17 protein-coding genes and 1 pseudogene are annotated in these 18,918 nt (G+C 63.0%); 12 read left to right on the forward strand and 6 right to left on the reverse strand.

The window, feature by feature from the left end; translation table 11 throughout:
• The first annotated feature begins 79 nt into the window (after positions 1–79).
• Complete coding sequence (locus NPS47_RS18555; protein ID WP_274296256.1) at positions 80–526, forward strand: PACE efflux transporter; 447 nt, start codon at positions 80–82, stop codon at positions 524–526.
• Positions 527–532: 6 nt separating this feature from the next.
• Here NPS47_RS18555 and NPS47_RS18560 read toward each other — a convergent pair whose 3' ends face one another.
• The 5 genes from NPS47_RS18560 to NPS47_RS18580 form a co-directional block, all read right to left on the reverse strand.
• The gene (locus tag NPS47_RS18560) at positions 533–1,579 is read right to left on the reverse strand and encodes a hypothetical protein (protein ID WP_274296257.1); all 1,047 of its coding nucleotides are present in this window, start codon (positions 1,577–1,579) and stop codon (positions 533–535) included.
• A 244-nt stretch (positions 1,580–1,823) separates the two neighbouring features.
• Positions 1,824–2,504 carry a GntR family transcriptional regulator gene (locus tag NPS47_RS18565; RefSeq protein ID WP_274296258.1) on the reverse strand — a complete coding sequence of 227 codons (681 nt, stop codon included), beginning with the start codon at positions 2,502–2,504 and terminating at the stop codon, positions 1,824–1,826.
• Between the two features lie 16 nt (positions 2,505–2,520).
• Positions 2,521–3,225, reverse strand: a complete 705-nt coding sequence (locus NPS47_RS18570; RefSeq protein WP_274296259.1) for a FadR/GntR family transcriptional regulator — start codon at positions 3,223–3,225, stop codon at positions 2,521–2,523.
• A 69-nt stretch (positions 3,226–3,294) separates the two neighbouring features.
• The gene (locus tag NPS47_RS18575) at positions 3,295–4,605 is read right to left on the reverse strand and encodes a C4-dicarboxylate transporter DctA (RefSeq protein WP_274296260.1); all 1,311 of its coding nucleotides are present in this window, start codon (positions 4,603–4,605) and stop codon (positions 3,295–3,297) included.
• 242 nt (positions 4,606–4,847) lie between these two features.
• Positions 4,848–5,162, reverse strand: a complete 315-nt coding sequence (locus NPS47_RS18580; protein WP_274296261.1) for a helix-turn-helix domain-containing protein — start codon at positions 5,160–5,162, stop codon at positions 4,848–4,850.
• A 324-nt stretch (positions 5,163–5,486) separates the two neighbouring features.
• On the opposite strand from NPS47_RS18580, the pseudogene NPS47_RS25810 reads away from it, so the two are divergent.
• The 9 genes and pseudogenes from NPS47_RS25810 to NPS47_RS18620 all read left to right on the forward strand — a co-directional run.
• Positions 5,487–5,648 (forward strand): annotated as a pseudogene (locus tag NPS47_RS25810) (PAS domain-containing protein); the annotation flags it as partial.
• Positions 5,649–5,825: 177 nt separating this feature from the next.
• Positions 5,826–6,935: a methyl-accepting chemotaxis protein gene (locus tag NPS47_RS18585; RefSeq protein WP_425313529.1), complete on the forward strand. Its 1,110-nt coding sequence runs from the start codon at positions 5,826–5,828 to the stop codon at positions 6,933–6,935.
• A gap of 22 nt (positions 6,936–6,957) precedes the next feature.
• Positions 6,958–8,655 carry a putative bifunctional diguanylate cyclase/phosphodiesterase gene (locus tag NPS47_RS18590; protein ID WP_274296263.1) on the forward strand — a complete coding sequence of 566 codons (1,698 nt, stop codon included), beginning with the start codon at positions 6,958–6,960 and terminating at the stop codon, positions 8,653–8,655.
• 114 nt (positions 8,656–8,769) lie between these two features.
• On the forward strand, positions 8,770–8,859 hold the full coding sequence (gene kdpF / locus NPS47_RS18595) for a K(+)-transporting ATPase subunit F (RefSeq protein ID WP_105642480.1): 90 nt from the start codon (positions 8,770–8,772) through the stop codon (positions 8,857–8,859).
• Positions 8,860–8,867: 8 nt separating this feature from the next.
• Positions 8,868–10,562 carry a potassium-transporting ATPase subunit KdpA gene (gene kdpA, locus NPS47_RS18600; RefSeq protein ID WP_274296264.1) on the forward strand — a complete coding sequence of 565 codons (1,695 nt, stop codon included), beginning with the start codon at positions 8,868–8,870 and terminating at the stop codon, positions 10,560–10,562.
• 10 nt (positions 10,563–10,572) lie between these two features.
• A complete protein-coding gene (kdpB, locus tag NPS47_RS18605; protein WP_274296265.1) occupies positions 10,573–12,627 on the forward strand; it encodes a potassium-transporting ATPase subunit KdpB in 2,055 nt (684 codons plus the stop codon).
• Between the two features lie 16 nt (positions 12,628–12,643).
• A complete protein-coding gene (gene kdpC / locus NPS47_RS18610; protein WP_274296266.1) occupies positions 12,644–13,204 on the forward strand; it encodes a potassium-transporting ATPase subunit KdpC in 561 nt (186 codons plus the stop codon).
• 9 nt (positions 13,205–13,213) lie between these two features.
• Positions 13,214–15,874 (forward strand): sensor histidine kinase, encoded by a 2,661-nt coding sequence (locus tag NPS47_RS18615; protein WP_274296267.1) that lies wholly within the window; start codon positions 13,214–13,216, stop codon positions 15,872–15,874.
• Positions 15,871–16,569 (forward strand): response regulator, encoded by a 699-nt coding sequence (locus NPS47_RS18620; protein WP_274296268.1) that lies wholly within the window; start codon positions 15,871–15,873, stop codon positions 16,567–16,569. The genes NPS47_RS18615 and NPS47_RS18620 overlap by 4 nt, the downstream gene beginning before the upstream one ends.
• A 24-nt stretch (positions 16,570–16,593) precedes the next feature.
• Here NPS47_RS18620 and NPS47_RS18625 read toward each other — a convergent pair whose 3' ends face one another.
• On the reverse strand, positions 16,594–17,634 hold the full coding sequence (locus tag NPS47_RS18625) for a patatin-like phospholipase family protein (protein WP_274296269.1): 1,041 nt from the start codon (positions 17,632–17,634) through the stop codon (positions 16,594–16,596).
• A 157-nt stretch (positions 17,635–17,791) separates the two neighbouring features.
• Here NPS47_RS18625 and NPS47_RS18630 point away from each other — a divergent pair, with 157 nt between their 5' ends.
• Entirely contained in the window at positions 17,792–18,070 is a 279-nt protein-coding gene (locus NPS47_RS18630) for a hypothetical protein (RefSeq protein WP_274296270.1), read from the forward strand.
• 14 nt (positions 18,071–18,084) lie between these two features.
• Positions 18,085–18,852, forward strand: coding sequence for a CHAD domain-containing protein (locus NPS47_RS18635; RefSeq protein WP_274296271.1), 768 nt, complete (start codon positions 18,085–18,087; stop codon positions 18,850–18,852).
• Positions 18,853–18,918 lie beyond the last annotated feature (66 nt).

Raw genomic sequence — 18,918 nt, forward strand, 5'->3', positions numbered from 1 at the left:
TGTCAAGAAGATTGATGCATTCTTGCGCGCCTCTGCTGCCTGGATGGGCGGCGTCTGTTGATGCAATCGAGGTAATACGGTGCAAGGTGTAAAACGCAAACTGGTCTACGTGACCGCCTACGAAGTGATTGGCCTGTGCATGTCGACCCTGGGCCTGGCCTATCTGTCGGACACGGCGCCGAGCAATACCGGGCCGCTGGCGGTGATGATCACCACCATCGCCATGGCCTGGAACTTCATCTACAACACCCTGTTCGAGTACTGGGAAAGCCGTCAGGCCAAGCGCGGGCGCAGCGTTGCCCGGCGCGTTGTGCATGCCATCGGCTTTCAGTTGACCCTGGTGGTCTACCTGATTCCGTTGATTGCCTGGTGGCTGGACATGAGCCTGGTCGAAGCCTTCCTGGTGGATCTGGCCTTTATCATCCTGATCCCTTGCTACACCTTCCTTTACAACTGGCTGTTCGACCGCATTTTCGGCCTGCCGACTTCGGCCCAGGCGCTGGACGCCAACCGCGTCGCGGCCTGAGGCGGGCTATTGCGCTGGCAGAACGATGCGCAACGAACCGTTCTGGGTGTCATCCGGCAGACGCCGGGCACCAAGCAGGCCCTCCTCGATTTCGCCGGACAAGTAGTACACCCCGGCCATGACGCCGCTCTTGCGGTTGTCCATCAGCTCACGCCATTCCTCGTTGAGCGCGACATTGAGGATCACCCGCAGTTGTTCGATCATGGCCGGTTGTTCCTGGTTATGGCTGACAATGCCGTAACCGGCGGCAGCCACCGAGATCAGGGCGCCGGCGACGCGGCCTACGGCGCTGGCCACGGCACTTGCGATGCCGCGTGGTGCCAGGGTCGCGCCGAGCTTTTCACTGGCCTGTTGCGCCACCGATGACAGGCTGACATCCGAGCGCTGCGTGCCGGCGCGTACCGCGCTGTGCATCTGCCCAAGCAATGCCGCGTAACCTGGCTGCTCGGTCAGTGGCTTGCTGTAAAGCAGCTGGTAGAGCGAGGCATTGCGCGCCGCCGGGGGGCCCAGATTGATCGCCTGGATCCGTGTCAGGCGCAGGTTGAACTGCTCGGGCGACGCCCGGTAGCGTTGGGCAATTTGTTGCAGTTGTTGGCCGAGCAGCTGGATGTACAGCTCCATGGCGCGGCTGCGGATGCCTTCGGGGTCGATCTCCTTGGCCACCTGATCGAGCACCCGGCGGTGATACTGCTCCTGCAGGTAAAGCGCCAGGCGCTTCTCCGGCGGCTCCTTGCCCTCGCCACTGTTCATCTTGTACCAGGCCACTTTCATGGTCAGCCATTGCTGGGTCCAGTAGCCGGTGAACCAGGGGATGAAATCACTTTCGGTAAATTGCTGCACGCGGTCCTTCCACACCCGCATGGAGCGTCGGCTGTAGTCATTGACCGAGCTGGTGCTGGCCAGCGAGGCGTCGATGATTTCCCGGTCGATCTGCTCCCAGGTGGCGGGGCTCAGTTGCACGGGAGGGGGTTCGGGGGCCTTTTCTCGCGAGGCGCAGCCGCCCAGGGCGAGCAGGAGGATGAGCAGGAATATGAGAGATGAACGGGGGGTCACAAGCGCTACCCCCTTGCGACGGGATGTTTGGCGGGTTTGTTACCTTGGTGATTTCAGTATAGGTGGGAGGGCGTCGGGGGGCGCATCAGAAGTCAACAAGACCGACCAAGTACTCCTGTAGGATCGGGTCTTGCCCGCGATCGGCCGCGCAGCGGCCGTAAAACTTGAGGTTGCGGAACAACTGTCAAACCGCATTGGCTGACATTGCTGCCGCGTTGCGGCAGATCGCGGGCAAGACCCGCTCCTACAGGTCCAGCTTGGCCTCGATATGGTCCAGGTGCTGGTGCATCAAGGCCAGGGCCGCTTCGCCGTCACCCTGTTCCAGCGCGTCGATGATCGCGGCATGTTCCTGCCAGGCGCAATGGCTGCACGGGCGGGCTTCGTACTGGGCGATGATCAACGAAGTCTGCGGCACCAAACCATTGAGAAACCGCGTCAACGGGGCGTTGTTGGCGATCTCCGCCAGTTTCAAATGAAACTCGCCACCGAGGCGGATGGCCGTGCAGCGCTGACCCTGTTCATGGTGCTGGCGTTCACGTGCGACCAGCTCACGCAGCTGGCGGATTTTCGCCGGTCGCGAGCGTTGCGCGGCCAGGGTGATCAGGGTGGTTTCGGCCAGGCGCCGGGCGCTGAGGATCTGCCGCGCCTGTTGCGGATCGGGGGCTGCCAGGCGTGCGGTGTGACTTGGACGCTGGACGATGACCTGCTGGTCGCACAGGCGTCCCAGCACCCGCCGGATCACCGTGCGGCTGACGCCAAATGCCTCACCCAGCGCTTGCTCGGGCAGGGCGCTGCCCGGCGCCAGACGCTGTTCGAGAATGGCGTCGAACAGCCGCGGGTAGATCTGTTCGGCCGACAGGCGCACTTCGCCATGGGCAAGCAATGGAGGCAGGGCGGTGACAGGGGCTTGGGCGCTGGCGTTCATCAATGCTCTCCTGAGTTCAAGTGGCCGGATGTTCGTCCGGGATGTTCAGTTCGATACCCATGCGCCGGCCTTCTTGAAGGATGTGGTGACGCATTTGCGCACTGGCCTGGGCACTGTTCTTGTTGCGGATGGCCCGCACTACTGCTTCGTTCTCTTCCAGGCGCGCTGCCAGGTGTTCCGGGGAATTGCGCAGTACTGCGGCGCTTTGCTTGAGGGCATTGCTGGTTTGCTGCACCACGCTCTGGAAAATCGGGTTGGCGGTGAGGGTGAACAACTCTTCGTGGAAGGCGATGTAGGCGTTGACCCCGGCTTCGCTGTCCTCGGCCTCCAGGGCTTCGCGCATGTCCATCAGGGTCAGACGCAGCTGGCCGATTTCCTTGCTGCTGATCGACTGCGCCACCAGGCCGACGATGAACGGTTCCAAGGTGTAGCGCAGTTGCAGGACGTCTTCCAGGCTGGCCCCAGCCACCCCGGTCTGTGGCGGGGCGGCTTCAGCCAGATCGGCGTCGAGCACCAGCACCCCTTTGCCCGGCATCGAGCGGACCAGGCCGAGGGTTTCCAGTACCGTCACCGCTTCACGCAGGCTGGGGCGGCTGATACCCAGTTGTTCGGCCAGCTCGCGCTGCCCCGGGAGCATGTCACCGGAGCGCCACTGGCCACGGGCCAGGGCCTGGCGGAGTTTTTCCACCACGGAATTCACTACGGTCGATGAAGTAATCACAGGTCACTCCATGAGAACACTTGCATAGGTTGCTCCTGGGGCCGGCAGTGTCAGTACCGGCCCTTGCACTCAGAACTCTTGTTGATGGGCGTTGGCGGACTTGCGCTGGGCAAAGCCAAAGCCCTGTTTGCCGGCCAGCACATTATTGGCCCGCTCCATGTCGATATCACCTTCCCAGCGGCCGATGGCGACGGTCGCCACGCAGTTGCCGATCAGGTTGGTCAGTGCCCGGCCGATGCCCATGAACCAGTCCACTGCCAGTACCAGCACCAGGCCGACCACTGGAATTGCCGGTATCGCCGTCAGGGTCGCGGCCAGAATCACCAGGGCTGAACCTGGAATGCCGTGGGCACCCTTGGAGGTGATCAGCGACACCAGGAGGATGGTCAGCAGGTCGGTCATCGCCAGCGGTGTGCCGGTGGCGTTGGCGATGAACACGATCGCCAGGGTCAGGTAGATCGAGAAACCATCGAGGTTAAAGGAATAGCCAGTGGGGATCACCAGGCCCACAGTGGAATTACCGATGCCCAGGTGCTCGAGTTTGCGCATGATTTGCGGCAGCACAGCGTCGGAGGAAGCGGTGCCAAGGACGATGGTCAGCTCTTCGCGCAGGTACTTGATGAACGGCAGGATACGCAGGCCCGACAGGCGCATCACGGTCCCCAGGATCAACAGCACGAAACCGGTGCAGGTCAGGTAGAACAGGGCGACCAGACCCCCCAGGTGTTGCAGCGATTCCAGGCCATATTTGCTGGTGGTGAAGGCGATGGCGCCGAACACGCCGATCGGCGCCAGGCGCACGATCATGCCCATGATGCGGAAGATCACATGACTCAGTTCATTGATCAGTCGCGAGATGCCGGAAGCGGCTTCGCCGACCAGGTTCAGGGCGCTGCCGAACAGCACTGAAAACAGCAGCACTTGCAGGATGTTGTTGTCAGCGAAGGCGCCGATCACCGAGGTCGGGATCAGGTCCATAAGGAAGGCCGCGGTGCCGTGGATATGCTGGCCGCGCTCGGCGAGGTTGCCGGCCTCGGCGGTCGACAGCTGGTCCAGGTGAATGTTGGCGCCGCTGCCAATCCCCGAGGTAAAGGCAAACACCAGGCCGATGACCAGGGCGATGGTGGTCAGGATTTCGAAGTAGATCACTGATTTCAGGCCGATCCGTCCGACCTTTTTCAGGTCACCGGCACCGGAAATACCGCTGACCACAACACAGAACACGATCAGCCCGATGAGCATTTTGATCAGCTTGATAAAGCCGTCACCCAGAGGTTTGAGCTGCAGGGAAACTTCGGGAAAGCTGAGGCCACAGGCGACGCCAAGCACCAGGCCGAGCACTACTTGGAGGAAGATCGAACGCGAGCACCATTTGAGCATGGGAGGGATCTCTGATCGGTGTCCTTGCTTCGATGCCGGGGAGGGCGAAAGAGCGGAGGACTTAATTATTGTGGTCTTACCGGTATGTCCAGTGCGCGGCCAGTGTAGGCGCGAATTTTTCGGGTTTGCAAGGGGTTTGTGGCTGAATGGAAAGAAATTGGCTTTACCGGTCTGACCAGCTGGGGTTCGGTAAAACGAGCACGCCCTGCGACGGCCAGGTCTGCCGTAGAGCGAAGCCGGGACTAGCCCTTGGACAGGGCCCGATCGACAGCCGCGATCAAATCGCCCAAGGCGTTGGACGGGGCATTGTGGATGACGCCGAACAGGTAGGCGCGTTGTTCGTCTTCGTCGTCTTGATCGGTGAAAAAGGCTTTCAACTTGATGCCCAGGACTTCGGCAAAGACCAGCAGGGCGTCGACGCTAGGGGTGTAGGTGCCGGTTTCAAAGCGGCTGATGGTCTTGGGGTCGAAACCGGACCGCTCGCCGAGTTCAGCCTGAGTAAGCCCTGCGACCTTGCGGTAGCGCCTGATGGCCGAACCCAAACTTGAATATTTCATCACTTGATTCCCATTTAGAATCAAGAACTTAACGGCAATTGTCGGAATAGCACAACGCCATAATTCGTCACATTAGTTTGCAGAATGTGATGTAATTCATCCCATCAATGGGTTGGACAGGTCAAAAGCCATCAAGTTTCAACCCGGTTTCGTGGCTCGGACAGCTCCGTGGAGTACACGACAGATCGCTACAAAGGGAGTTTTCACGTGCGTCTCAACCTGCCGGTCACCTCTGTCGAACAGACGTTCGGAGATGACCAACGGCTCATTTCTGCTACCGATATCGCCAGCAACATTACCTATTGCAACGCTGAATTTGCCGCCATGAGTGGCTTCAGTCAGGCCGAACTGATCGGTAGCCCGCACAACCTGGTCCGTCACCCCGACATGCCCGCCGTGGTGTTCCAGCAAATGTGGCAGTACCTCAAGGCCGGCCAGAGCTGGATGGGCATCGTCAAGAACCGCTGCAAGAACGGCAATTTTTATTGGGTCAGTGCCTACGTCACGCCGATTCTTGAAGGCGGCCGCCTGGTCGGCTATGAGTCGGTACGGGTCAAGCCGAGCCGCGAGCAGGTGCGCCGCGCTGAAACACTGTATGCACGTTTGCGTGAGGGCAAGGCGGCAGTTCCTGCGGGGCGGCGTCTGGCGCTGCTGGCGCAGGTCATGGCTGTGCCGCTGCTGGCAGGCGCGGCGGCCATTGCTGCGCAGCAGTTGTTGCCAGGCTGGCCCGGCCACTGCATTACCCTCGGCTTGTTCGGCGGGGTCGGTCTGTGGGCGCATCAGCGTCTGGGGCATCAGTTGGCACAGATCGTTGAGGGTTCGGGCAACACCTTTGCCGACCCGGTCGTGGCGCTGACCTACAGCGATGCCCAGGGGCCGGCGGCGCAGTTGCAGATGATCCTTATCAGCGAGGAGGCGCGGCTGAAAACCGCGCTGACGCGCCTGAGCGACCTGGCGGTGCAAATGAGTGAGGCGGCGAGGGACTCCAGCAGCCTGTCGCGCCAGACCGAATCGGCTTTGCTCGAACAACGCGCAGAAACCGACATGACGGCCACTGCGATGACCGAGATGGCGGCCTCGATTGCCGAGGTTGCCCGTCATGTGCAGGACACTGCCGGTGAAGCGCACACTGCCAATCAACTGGCCGGGCAGGGCAGTGAAGTAGCGGGCAGCATGCGCGAGGCGATCCAGTTGCTGGCCGGCACCGTCAGCCAGATCAATCAGGCGGTAACTCACCTGGCCGGCCAGACCCAGGATATTTCCCTGGCCGCCGAAGTGATCCGCGCGATTGCTGAACAGACCAACCTGCTGGCCCTCAACGCGGCCATTGAAGCGGCCCGTGCCGGTGAGCAGGGCCGCGGTTTTGCCGTGGTGGCCGATGAAGTGCGGGCGCTGGCCGGCAAGACCCGGCAATCGACCGTACAGATCCAGGGCATCATCGAGAACTTGCGCGCCGGTGCCGACCAGGCGGTGAGCATTGCCAGTCTGGGCATCGATGAAGCGCAACACGGCGTGGCGCGGGTGCTGGAGGCACAGCAGGCGTTGCAGGGTATCCGCGTGGCGGTGGAACGTATCAGTGACATGAGCCAGCAAATGGCGGCGGCCTCCCAGGAGCAATCGTCGGTGGCCGAAGAGGTCTGTGCGCAGATCAACGGTGTCGCCTGTACCGTGCAGCACACCGCGCAGAACGCCAATGCTGCCGCCACCCGCGGAGCAGAGCTGCAACACATTTCTTCGGGCCTGCGTGCCCTGGTCGAGCGTTTCAATCGCTGAGCCTTCAGGGTACGAGATTTTCATGGACGACAATTACCGCACGGCCGTTGATGCGGCTGCGATCTTTTCCGAAACCGACTTGAGTGGTCGGATCACTTACGTCAACGAACAGTTCTGCAGTATCTCCGGCTATCGGCGCGACGAGCTGCTGGGGGCCAATCACCGGATTCTCAATTCCGGTCTGCACGATCCGGGGTTTTTCGATGGCATGTGGCGTGCCCTGGTCGCTGGCAAGGCGTGGAAGGGCGAAATCTGCAACCGCGCCAAGGACGGTTCGCTGTACTGGGTCGACAGCACCATGGTGCCGCTGATCGACCCGGCCACTGGCCTGGTGCGCAAGTATGTGTCGATCCGCTTCGACGTGACCGAGAAGCGCCAGCTCCTGCATACCCTGCAGTGGCGGGTGGGTCACGACGTGCTGACCGGGCTGCCCAACCGCGCCTATCTGTCTGACCTGCTCAATCAGGCTCTGGAGTTTTCGCGCCGGGAAGACATTGCCCTGGCCGTGTGCATGCTTGATCTGGATGGCTTCAAGGCGGTCAATGACGGCTATGGTCATGCCAGCGGCGACCTGTTGCTGGTGGAAGTGGCCAACCGCCTGAAAGGCATCCTGCGTGGCGGCGATGCAGTGGCGCGGCTCTCGGGCGATGAGTTCGTGTTGATCTTGCGTCATGTACAGGATCCCGGGCAGTTGCAGCTGGCACTGCAACGGGTGCTCAAAGCGATTGCCGCGCCCTATTCGATCCGTGATCGAGAGGTCAGTGTCAGCGCGAGCATCGGGGTGACCTTGTATCCCCTCGACAATGAAGATGCCGACACCCTGGTGCGGCATGCCGATCAGGCGTTGTACGTGGCCAAGCAGAGTGGGCGCAACCGCTATCACCTGTTCGATGTGTCGCTGGACCGCGAGGTCAAGGCCACCCACCAGACGGTGGCACGGGTGCGTCAGGCCCTGATCAAGGGCGAGCTGTGTCTGCACTACCAGCCCAAGGTCAATATGCGCAGTGGCCAGGTGCTCGGTTTCGAGGCGCTGCTGCGCTGGCAACACCCGCTCAAGGGCTTGGTGGCACCGGCCGATTTCCTGCCGCTGGTGGAGCAGACCGACCTGATTGTCGACATCGGCGAGTGGGTCATCGACCAGGCCATGGCGCAGATGCAGCGCTGGCAGCAGGCCGGACACGTATGGCCGGTGAGTGTGAACATTGCTGCCCGGCATGTTCAACGCAGTGACTTTGTCGAGCGCCTCACGCACCTGCTGGCGCGTCACCCGGCTGTGGCTCCGCAGAGGCTCGATCTGGAAATCGTCGAATCGGTAGCGATCGAGAACATCCAGCGCGTCAGCCAGTGCCTGGACGCCTGTCAGCAGTTGGGGGTGCAGTTCTCGCTGGATGACTTCGGCACCGGCTACTCGTCCTTGAGCTACCTCAAGCGCCTGCCGACCCGCACCATCAAGATCGATAAGTCCTTCGTGCGCGACATCCTCCATGACCATGACGACCTGGCGCTGACCCGGGCGGTGATCGGTCTGGCCAGGGCCTTTGGCCGCCAGGTGATTGCCGAAGGGCTGGAGAGCGTCGAGCACGGTCAGTTGCTGATGGGCCTGGGCTGTGATGTCGCCCAGGGCTATGGCATCGCCCGGCCGATGTCGCCTGAGGCGGTCGTAGATTGGGTCGCAAGCTATGTACAACCGCCGCAGTGGCGGGCGCTGGCAGGACGTTAAGCGCGTTCTTTACGTATTCTTTATGGCCTGGCCAAGGTCCTGATCTCGCACCTTTACAGCGGCTCTACCGACAATGACCGTCAACGGCAAGTGCCGTAAGGACGGAGAGTTTCGATGAGCATTCTGGACGGGGTGTCACTGCTGCTAGCAGTGGCGTTGATGATCTACCTGATGGTCGCGCTGCTGCGCGCTGACCGGGGTTAGGAGCGACCATGCACAGTTACGATTATGCGTTGCTGCTGGCGTTCTTTGCGCTGGTGTTGCTCCCGGCGCCCTGGCTCGGGCGCTTCTATTACAAGGTGATGGAAGGCCAGCGCACCTGGCTGTCGCCGCTGTTGGGGCCGCTGGAGCGTGGTTGCTACCGGCTCTCAGGCGTCGATGCCGGGGCCGAGCACAACTGGAAGCAATACACCCTGGCCTTGCTGGCCTTCAACCTGGCCGGTTTCGTGCTGGTGTTTGGCGTATTGCTCCTGCAGGGGTACCTGCCGCTCAACCCGCAGCACCTGCCAGGTCAGGAGTGGTCGCTGGCGTTCAATACGGCGGTGAGTTTCGTCACCAACACCAACTGGCAGGCCTACAGCGGTGAAGCGTCGGTCAGCTACCTGAGCCAGATGATCGGGCTGACGGTGCAGAACTTTGTCAGCGCTGCCACCGGTCTTGCCGTGCTGGTCGCGCTGTGCCGCGGTATTGCCCGGCGCTCTGCCAGCACCCTGGGCAATTTCTGGGTCGACATGACCCGCGCCACCCTCTACGGCTTGCTGCCGCTGTGCCTGCTGCTGGCCTTGTTGCTGGTCTGGCAGGGCGTGCCACAGACGTTCGGCCATTACGTCCAGGCCCTGACCCTGCAAGGGGCTGACCAGACCATTCCGCTGGGCCCGGCGGCCAGCCAGATCGCCATCAAGCAACTGGGCACCAATGGCGGCGGCTTCTTCGGGGTCAACTCGGCGCACCCGTTCGAGAACCCGACGGCCTGGAGCAATCTGTTCGAGGTGGCCTCGATCATTCTGATTCCGGCGGCCCTGGTGTTTACCTTCGGTCACTACGTCAAAGACCTGCGTCAGAGCCGGGCGATCATCGCCTGCATGCTGGCGCTGTTCCTGATCGGTGGCGGTACGGCGTTGTGGTCGGAATACCAGGCCAACCCAAGCCTGAACAACCCGCAGGTCGAACAGCGCGCCCCCCTGGAAGGCAAGGAGAACCGCTTCGGCACCACCGCCAGCGTACTCTGGACGGTGACCACCACCGCCGCCTCCAACGGCTCGGTCAACAACATGCACGACAGCCTCAACCCCATCAGCGGCATGGTCGCGCTGGTCAACATGATGGTTGGCGAGGTGATCTTCGGCGGCGTCGGTGCCGGGCTCTACGGGATGTTGCTCAACGTCCTGATTGCGGTGTTCCTGGCGGGCCTGATGATTGGCCGCACGCCGGAGTACCTGGGCAAGAAACTCCAGGCGCGGGAAGTGCAACTGTTGGTGGCGAGCCTGCTGGTGATGCCGGTCGGCGTGCTGATTCTCAGCGCTCTGGCGGCCAGCTTGCCCGGCCCGGCAGCCGCGGTCACCAACCCCGGTGCCCATGGCTTCAGCCAGGTGCTCTATGCCTACACTTCGGCCAGTGCCAACAACGGTTCCGCCTTTGCCGGTTTCGGCGCCAACACCACCTTCCACAACCTGATGCTCGGTTTGGGCATGTTGATCGGCCGCTTCGGCTACATTCTGCCGGTGTTGGCCCTGGCCGGCAGTCTGGCACTGAAGAAGGCTGCGCCGCTGGGCGAGAACAGCTTCCCGACCCATGGCCCGTTATTCGCCACCTTGCTGGTTGTCACCATTCTATTGATCGGTGGCTTGACCTTCCTGCCGGCCCTGGCCCTGGGCCCGATCACCGAACACCTGAGCCTGGGTTTCTGAGGAGCGAATCATGAATATGCCGATTCCTGAAGTGAAAGCGGCCCCGGCCCCGGCGGCACGCACCACCTTTGCCGCGCTGTGGCGCCCGGCGCTGCTGCAGGCGTTCGTCAAACTCGACCCGCGTCAGCTCAAACGCTCACCGGTGATGCTGGTGGTCGAGCTGACCGCAGTGTTCACCACCTTGTTGTGCCTGGTGCCCGACAGCGCTGTGCCGACTGCCGTGGCGGTGCAGATTGCCCTGTGGCTGTGGTTCACCGTGCTGTTCGCCAACTTTGCCGAGGCGCTCGCCGAAGGCCGTGGTAAAGCCCGCGCCGACAGCCTCAAGGCCGGTAGCCAGGGCCTCAGCGCGCGGCGTCGCAACGCTTCGGGCAGTTTTGAAACAGTGCCGGCGACCAGCCTGCGCAAGGACGATGTGGTCAAGGTGCTGGCGGGGGAGATGATCCCCGGTGACGGCGAAGTGCTCGAAGGCATTGCCGCGGTCAACGAAGCGGCGATTACCGGTGAATCCGCGCCGGTGATCCGAGAGTCCGGTGGCGATCGCTCGGCGGTGACCGGCAATACCCGGCTGGTCTCCGACTGGTTGCTGATCCGCATCACCAGCAACCCCGGCGAATCGACCCTGGACCGCATGATCGCCCTGGTTGAAGGCGCCAAGCGCCAGAAGACGCCCAACGAGATCGCCCTGGATATCCTGCTAATCGGCCTGAGCATGATCTTCCTGGTGGTCGTGGTGACCCTGCAGCCGTTCGCCCGCTTTGCTGGTGGCAGTATCCCGCTGGTGTTCCTGGTGGCGCTGTTGGTCACCCTGATCCCGACCACCATCGGTGGCCTGCTGTCGGCCATCGGTATCGCCGGCATGGATCGCCTGGTGCGCCTCAACGTAATTGCCCGCTCTGGCCGCGCGGTGGAGGCCGCTGGTGATGTGCATGTACTGATGCTCGACAAGACCGGCACCATCACCTTCGGCAACCGTCGCTGCAGCGCCCTGCATGCCGCTCCCGGTGTGACTTCCAAGGAGCTGGGCGAGGGCGCCTTGCTGGCGTCGCTGGCTGACGACACTGCCGAGGGCAAGTCGATTGTCGAGTACCTGCGCCAGCTGCACGACTTCGACGAGCCGGGCTCCGATCAGCTGACTCCCGTGGCCTTCAGTGCCGAGACGCGCCTGTCCGGCGTTGACTACCAGCAGCGTCGGTTCCGTAAGGGTGCGGTGGATTCCGTGCTGGCCTTCGTTGGTATCCAGCGCCTGGAAATGCCGGCGTCGCTGGCCCGCGAAGTGGACAAGATCGCCCAGAGCGGCGGTACCCCTTTGCTGGTCTGTGTCGACAAAAGACTGCTGGGCGTGATCCATCTCAAGGATGTGGTCAAACCGGGGATTCGCGAGCGCTTTGCCGAGCTGCGCAAGCTGGGCATCCGTACCGTGATGGTCACTGGCGACAATCCGCTGACTGCCGCGGCCATCGCCGCCGAAGCCGGTGTCGATGACGTGCTGGCCGAAGCCACGCCGGAGAAGAAGCTGGCGCGCATTCGCCAGGAGCAGAACGACGGCCGCCTGGTGGCCATGTGCGGCGACGGTGCCAACGACGCCCCGGCGCTGGCCCAGGCCGATGTCGGCATGGCCATGAACGACGGCACCCAGGCGGCGCGCGAGGCGGCCAACATGGTCGATCTGGACAGCGACCCGACCAAGCTGCTGGATGTGGTCCAGGTCGGCAAGGAGCTGCTGGTGACCCGCGGCGCCTTGACCACCTTCTCGATTGCCAACGACGTGGCCAAGTACTTCGCCATTCTCCCGGCGCTGTTTGCGGCGATCTACCCGCAACTGGGTGTGCTCAACCTCATGCACCTGAGCAGTCCGCAGAGCGCGATCCTCTCGGCCATCGTCTTCAACGCGCTGATCATCGTCGTGCTGATTCCGCTGGCACTGCGCGGGGTGCGGGTGCAGGCCGCCAGTGCTGCACACCTGCTGCGTCGCAACCTGCTGATCTACGGCGTGGGCGGGCTGATCGTGCCGTTCGCCGGGATCAAGCTGATCGACATGCTGCTCACCGCTTTGCACCTGGTCTGAGACCAAGGAGATGACCATGACTACTTATCTACGTCCGGCCGTGAGCCTGATCCTGCTGATGACCCTGATTACCGGTGCGCTGTACCCGCTGGTGGTCACCGGGGTGGCGCAGGTAGCGTTCCCCGAACAAGCCAACGGCAGCCTGCTGCGCGATGACCAGGGCCAGGTGCGCGGCTCGCGGCTGATCGCCCAGGCGTTCAAGGGCGATGCCTGGTTCCACGCGCGGCCATCGGCGGCTGACTATGCCACCGTCGCCAGCGGTGCCAGCAACCTGGCACCGAGCAACCCGGCGCTGGCCCAGCGCATTGGCGACAGCGCCGCGCAGCAATATATCGAGGCGCAAGGGCCGGTGCCGCTGGACCTGCTGACCACCTCCGGCAGTGGCCTGGACCCGCACTTGTCGCCTGCCGCGGTGGCCTATCAGCTGCCGCGGGTGGCGGCGGCGCGGCAACTGAGCACGCAAACCTTGCAAGCCCTGGTCGAGCAGTCCACCCTGCAGCCATTGATTGGTCCGCCGGTGGTCAATGTACTGGTGTTGAACGCCGCGCTAGAGCGGCTGGCCCCGGCTTCGAATTAAGGACAGGCAGTGAGCGATAGCAATTCCGAACGCGCCGATGCGTTGTTGGCCGGGCTGCCGCGCGAAGGGCGCGGCAGGCTCAAGGTGTTTTTGGGCGCAGCGCCCGGGGTGGGCAAGACCTACGCCATGCTCCAGGCTGCCCATGCCCAGGTGCGCCAGGGCGTGCAGGTGCTGGCGGCGGTGGTCGAAACCCATGGCCGGGCCGAAACCGAGTCCTTGCTCGCCGGGCTGGTGCAACAACCGCTGGTGCGCTCGGACTATCGCGGAGTGCAGCTGGAAGAGATGGACCTCGATGGCCTGCTCAAGGCCGCGCCGCAACTGGCGCTGGTCGACGAGCTGGCCCACAGCAACGCCCCCGGCAGTCGCCACGCCAAACGCTGGCAGGATGTGCAGGAACTGCTGGCTGCCGGTATCGATGTCTACACCACGGTCAACGTTCAGCACTTGGAAAGTCTCAACGATCAGGTACGCGGCATCACCGGCGTGCAGGTGCGTGAAACCCTGCCCGACTGGGTGCTGCAGGAAGCCTTCGAACTGGTGCTGATCGACCTGCCGCCGCGCGAGTTGCTCGAGCGTTTGCGCGAAGGCAAGGTTTATGTACCGGAGCAGGCGCGGGCGGCAATCGACGCCTTCTTCAGTCAGACCAACCTCACTGCGTTGCGTGAGCTGGCCATGCAGACCGCAGCGGCTCAGGTCGATGCCGACCTGGCGCATGGTTACCGCCAGCTGGGTCAGGACGCTCCCACCTTGCGCGGGCGCTTGCTGGTCGGGGTGGATGGCGATGCCCAGGCCGAGCGCCTGGTGCGCCATGCCAGCCGGGTGGCGCAACGTCGGCATTTGCCCTGGAGTCTGGTGCATGTCGACAACGGCAGACTGCGAGACGAGACCGCCCGCCAGCGCCTGCAGGCAGCCCAGCAGCTGGCCGAGCGTCTGGGCGGCGAAGTGGTGTTGCTGCGCGCCGGTGAAGTGGCCAACACCCTGATCCAACATGCCCTGGAACGTCGCGCCAACCTGGTGTTGGTCGGCCAGTCCCGAGATCGCCTGCGCCGACGACTGTTGGGTGCCGGGGTGGCCACGCGGCTGTTGCGCGAGGCCCATGGCCTGGAAATCAACGTGCTCGACCGCGACGAGCGGCCCGAGCTGCCGAGTGCGGCGGTGAAGAAGGTCTGGGTCTGGCGCCACTACCTGCTGGCGCTGGTCGCCACCGTGCTTGCCGCGGGGATTTCCTGGGGCGTTTCCGGTGTCCTGGCCTTGCCCAACATCTCGCTGGTGTTTCTTGCCGCGGTCTTGCTGGTGGCCGTGCGCAGCAGCCTGGGCCCGGCGCTGGCCTGTGCGGCGATGTCGTTTCTGACTTATGACTTTCTGTTCATCCCGCCGAACTTCTCTTTCAGCATCCAGCGTGAAGAGGATGTGCTGACGTCGCTGTTCTTCCTGTTGATGGCGGCGCTCACCGGCAACCTCGCGGCACGCCAGCGTCGGCAGTTGCAGGCGCTGCGCGAAACTCAGGAACAGACCAACCAGTTGCTCGATCTGTCACGCAAGCTGACCGCCGCCACCGACCGTCAGGCGGTATTCAACGCGGCCGGACAACATCTGGATGGCTGGAACGATTTGCAGGTGTGCCTGCTTGAGCGCGATGTCGAAGGGCGCCTGCAGGTTGCCAGTGCTGCCAGCGTACAGTTCAACGACAATGAGCGCGCCGCTGCCGACTGGGCCTGGCAGCACGATCAGGCCGCAGGCCTGGGCAGTGACACCTTGCCCAACGGCCGCTGGTGGTGGTGGCCATTGTCGGTGGAAGAGCAGCCGCTGGCGCTGCTTGGCGTACGTCCGCGCCAGGGCCAGAGCCTCACTGCGCAGCGCCGGCGCCTGCTCAAGGCGCTCAGTCAGCCGCTGGCCCAGGCCCTGGCCCGGGCGCGACTGGCTGAACAGCTGGAAGCGGCACGTCTGCATGGCGAAACCGAGCAACTGCGCAGTGCTTTGCTGGCGTCGGTGTCGCATGACCTGCGTACGCCTTTGACCGCCATGCGCGGCAGCATCGATAGCCTTCTGGCCTTGGGTGAAGCAATCCCTCGGGCCGACCGCCAGGAGTTGCTTGAAGGCACACGCAACGAAGCCGAGCGGCTGGACCGTTATATCCAGAACCTGCTGGACATGACCCGTCTGGGCCACGGTGGGCTGAAACTGGCTCGTGACTGGGTGGCGCCCACCGATATTGTCGGCAGTGCGCTGAACCGCTTGCGGGTGCTGCTGGCGCCATTGCAGGTGTCCACTGAAGTGGCGGACGGTTTGCCGCTGCTGTTCGTGCATGCCGCCTTGATCGAGCAGGCGCTGGTCAATGTACTGGAGAACGCCGCGCGCTTTTCGCCGGTCAACGGCCGCCTGCAGTTGCGGGTGTCGGCTGGCGATGAACAGTTGCGTTTTGCCGTCAGCGATGAAGGCCCGGGTATTCCTGCGGCTGATCGCGAGAAGATCTTCGACATGTTCTACACCGCCGCCCGCGGTGATCGCGGCGGGCAGGGCACCGGTCTTGGCCTGGCAATCTGTCAGGGCATGATCGGGGCACACGGTGGACATATTCTGGTGGGTGAGGGTATCGATGGTCACGGCACCTGCATCACATTATGCTTGCCGCTTCCGACCCAGCCCGAGCCCGAAAGCGAAGCGCCATGAGCCAGATTGCCACCCTTCTGGTCATCGATGATGAACCACAGATCCGCAAATTTCTGCGCATCAGCCTCAGTTCCCAGGGCTATAAGGTCGTGGAGGCGGCCAGCGGTGCCGAAGGCCTGACCCAGGCTGCGCTGGCCCGGCCCGACCTGGTGGTGCTCGACCTTGGCCTGCCGGACATGGACGGGCAGCAGGTGCTGCGTGAGCTGCGTGAATGGAGCCCGGTGCCGGTGCTGGTGTTGTCGGTGCGGGCCAGCGAAATCCAGAAAGTCGAAGCCCTGGATAACGGCGCCAACGACTACGTGACCAAACCGTTCGGCATCCAGGAGTTTCTTGCCCGGGTGCGTGCGTTGCTGCGGCAGGCGCCTCAGGCTGCGGCAACGGATGTCGCGCCAAGCTTTGGTCCTTTGACCGTAGACCTGGCGTTTCGCAAGGTGACCCTGGACGGTGTCGAAATCGCGCTGACCCGCAAGGAGTATGCGTTGTTGGCGCAGCTGGCGACGTACCCGGGGCGGGTGATTACCCAGCAGCAATTGCTCAAGGACATCTGGGGGCCGACGCATGTCGATGACACTCATTACTTGCGAATTGTGGTCGCTCACGTGCGGCAGAAGCTGGGTGATGACCCGACGGCGCCACGCTTTATCATCACCGAACCTGGGGTGGGGTACCGCTTGGTAGGGCCGGAGCAGGGTTAAGGCTGCTCCCACACGTTCAAACAATCAGCGCCGCTCCGCCTCATAGTTCTCCATGGTATCGCGCGCAATCTCCCGGCCCAGGGCGATCAGCTCCGGTGCTTTGTAAAATTCGAAGAAACGACACACGCGCTTGGGGACGTTGATCAGCACGTCCGGCGGGTAGCCAGCGATCTTGTACTGCGCCAGCGAGGTCTGCATCACCTCGAAACTCTGGTTGATCAAATCCAGCAGTGACGCGGGGCCGACGTTATCGATGATGAACGAGCCGGCCGCCGACTTCGGTGCGCCGTCACTCTCGGGCGCTGCGGCCGGTTGCTGGGCTTCGGGGTCGGCGGCGTCGCTGAGCCAGGGGTTGGGGATCTGCGCGGCCTGTGGCGCGAGTTCCTGTTCGATACGCATCAGCTGTTCGGCCTGCTTGCGCCGGAACGGCAGGTGCGAGCCCAGCGAACTGATCAGGTTGTCAAAACGCAGCCTGAAGGCTGCCGGGCGTTCGATCACCGGCAGCTGATACTGCTTCTGGTTGGTCGAGTTGAGGTTCACGGCAATGATCAAATCGCAATGACTGGAAACCACCGGGATGATCGGCAAGGGATTGAGAATGCCGCCGTCAACCAGCATGCGATTGCCTTGCACCACCGGGGTGAACAGGCTGGGAATGGCCGCCGAGGCGCGCATGGCCTGGTGCAGGCAACCTTCCTGGAACCAGATTTCCTGCTGGTTGGTGAGGTCGGCCGCCACTGCCGTGTAGGGGATGCGCAAGTCTTCGATGTTGATGTCGCCAACGATCTTGCGAATCTGCCCGAACACCTTCTCGCCGCGAATGGCCCCCAGACGAAAACTCACATCGACCAGGCGCAGCACATCCAGGTAATCCAGGCTCTCGATCCAGTTGCGATACTCCTCAAGCTTGCCGGCGGCATAGATGCCGCCAATCACCGCGCCCATGGAACAACCGGCGATACAGGCGATGTCATAGCCGCGGCGTTCCAGTTCTTCGATCACCCCAATGTGCGCATACCCGCGAGCTCCGCCCGAGCCCAGTACCAATGCCACGCGTTTACTCATGATGGCTCCCGGTTGTCCTGAGTCGATGGTCTAACAATGCGCCCATTCGCGTCTGTGCTTCAATCGTCATGCGCGCTGCGCTACGCTTTGCAGGGCACTTTTCTTCTTTGTAGCCGTCGAACACGCCACTTTGTACTTTTCTTTTGAGGGAACACCGATGAAAGCCTGGATCTGCCTGCCCCTGATTGCTCTGGCGTTGACCGGTTGTGCTGGCAAGACAGCCTATCGCGACAGTTGTGCCAATCAGCTGGACTCGGCCTGGAAGGAGCTCGATCTGGCCAAGGCTGAAGGCTTCGCCGGTACGGTCAGCTACTCCAAGGCGCTGTCGTTGTTGACCGGGGCCAAGACCCAGCAGCAGTTCGAAGCGTTCGAAGGGTGCAGCAGCAAAGCTGAAAAAGCGCGTTTCTACATTCGTGAATCGCGTGCCGGTCGCTGATACAGGAGAACACCATGTCGGCCATGCTCGACCATGTGATTGCCCAGGTACTGGCCCTGCAGGTGCGCCTGCTCGGTTGCCAGGCGCGGCTGGCGGCTGACACCGACAGCGAGGCGCTGCATGACCTGCGGATTGCCACACGGCGCTTGCGCAGCTTGTTGCGCCCGCTGCGTGAGTTGCCCGGCGTCGAGCAACTGGAGGGCGCAGCACAAGCGCTGGGCAATCTGACTACGCCGCTGCGTGACCGCGAGGTGCTGGCAGCGCAGTTGCTCGAGCGCAATCAAGTGGCGGCAGCGCAGGTGCGCCTGGCGCATCGCCGGGAAACCTTCGCCAGCGTTGCCGAGAGTGCCGAGCTGGGCCGGCTGCTGGCGATTGTCGATGCCTTTCCGATTTTCCTGCGGGCCGCTGAACGTGAAGGCCTGATCCGTAAATTGCACAAGCGCATCGACAAGCGTCTGGAAAAGCAATGGACGAAGTTGCGCGAAGCGCTACAGGATGCGGCCCATGACCGTCATCGTCTGCGCTTGCTGATCAAGCGCGTGCGTTATGCGGCTGAGGCCTACCCGCAACTGGAGCACGCCGGGCGCCGCTTGCAGCGCTTGCTCAAGCAGTCGCAAAGCGACCTGGGCAGTTGGCACGACCTGCTGCAGTGGTTGCTGCAAGCCGAGCAACAGCGCGACCTGGCGCCTTGTGTCGAGTATTGGCAAACGCAATTGCAGGACGCTGAACAGCGTGCCGATGTCACCCTGGAGCGCCTGCAAACGTTGCTGCTGCAGCGATAGGCCGCTGATATGGCGCAAATGCGGGCTGCCGCTGGCGCCTCTGCTGGTTAAGATCGGCCTTTTCCC

It is taken from the genome of Pseudomonas putida (assembly GCF_028682475.1).
Lineage (GTDB): Bacteria > Pseudomonadota > Gammaproteobacteria > Pseudomonadales > Pseudomonadaceae > Aquipseudomonas > Aquipseudomonas putida_AG.

What these genes read in the sequence shown, in the direction of transcription:
- NPS47_RS18590 (WP_274296263.1), top strand. Translation starts at nt 6,958, where the DNA reads ATGGACGACAATTACCGCACGGCCGTTGATGCGGCTGCGATCTTTTCC.
- NPS47_RS18565 (WP_274296258.1), bottom strand. Translation starts at nt 2,504, where the DNA reads ATGAACGCCAGCGCCCAAGCCCCTGTCACCGCCCTGCCTCCATTGCTT.
- NPS47_RS18620 (WP_274296268.1), top strand. Translation starts at nt 15,871, where the DNA reads ATGAGCCAGATTGCCACCCTTCTGGTCATCGATGATGAACCACAGATC.
- NPS47_RS18580 (WP_274296261.1), bottom strand. Translation starts at nt 5,162, where the DNA reads ATGAAATATTCAAGTTTGGGTTCGGCCATCAGGCGCTACCGCAAGGTC.
- kdpA (WP_274296264.1), top strand. Translation starts at nt 8,868, where the DNA reads ATGCACAGTTACGATTATGCGTTGCTGCTGGCGTTCTTTGCGCTGGTG.
- NPS47_RS18625 (WP_274296269.1), bottom strand. Translation starts at nt 17,634, where the DNA reads ATGAGTAAACGCGTGGCATTGGTACTGGGCTCGGGCGGAGCTCGCGGG.
- NPS47_RS18575 (WP_274296260.1), bottom strand. Translation starts at nt 4,605, where the DNA reads ATGCTCAAATGGTGCTCGCGTTCGATCTTCCTCCAAGTAGTGCTCGGC.
- kdpF (WP_105642480.1), top strand. Translation starts at nt 8,770, where the DNA reads ATGAGCATTCTGGACGGGGTGTCACTGCTGCTAGCAGTGGCGTTGATG.
- kdpB (WP_274296265.1), top strand. Translation starts at nt 10,573, where the DNA reads ATGAATATGCCGATTCCTGAAGTGAAAGCGGCCCCGGCCCCGGCGGCA.
- NPS47_RS18635 (WP_274296271.1), top strand. Translation starts at nt 18,085, where the DNA reads ATGTCGGCCATGCTCGACCATGTGATTGCCCAGGTACTGGCCCTGCAG.
- NPS47_RS18585 (WP_425313529.1), top strand. Translation starts at nt 5,826, where the DNA reads ATGGCTGTGCCGCTGCTGGCAGGCGCGGCGGCCATTGCTGCGCAGCAG.
- kdpC (WP_274296266.1), top strand. Translation starts at nt 12,644, where the DNA reads ATGACTACTTATCTACGTCCGGCCGTGAGCCTGATCCTGCTGATGACC.
- NPS47_RS18630 (WP_274296270.1), top strand. Translation starts at nt 17,792, where the DNA reads ATGAAAGCCTGGATCTGCCTGCCCCTGATTGCTCTGGCGTTGACCGGT.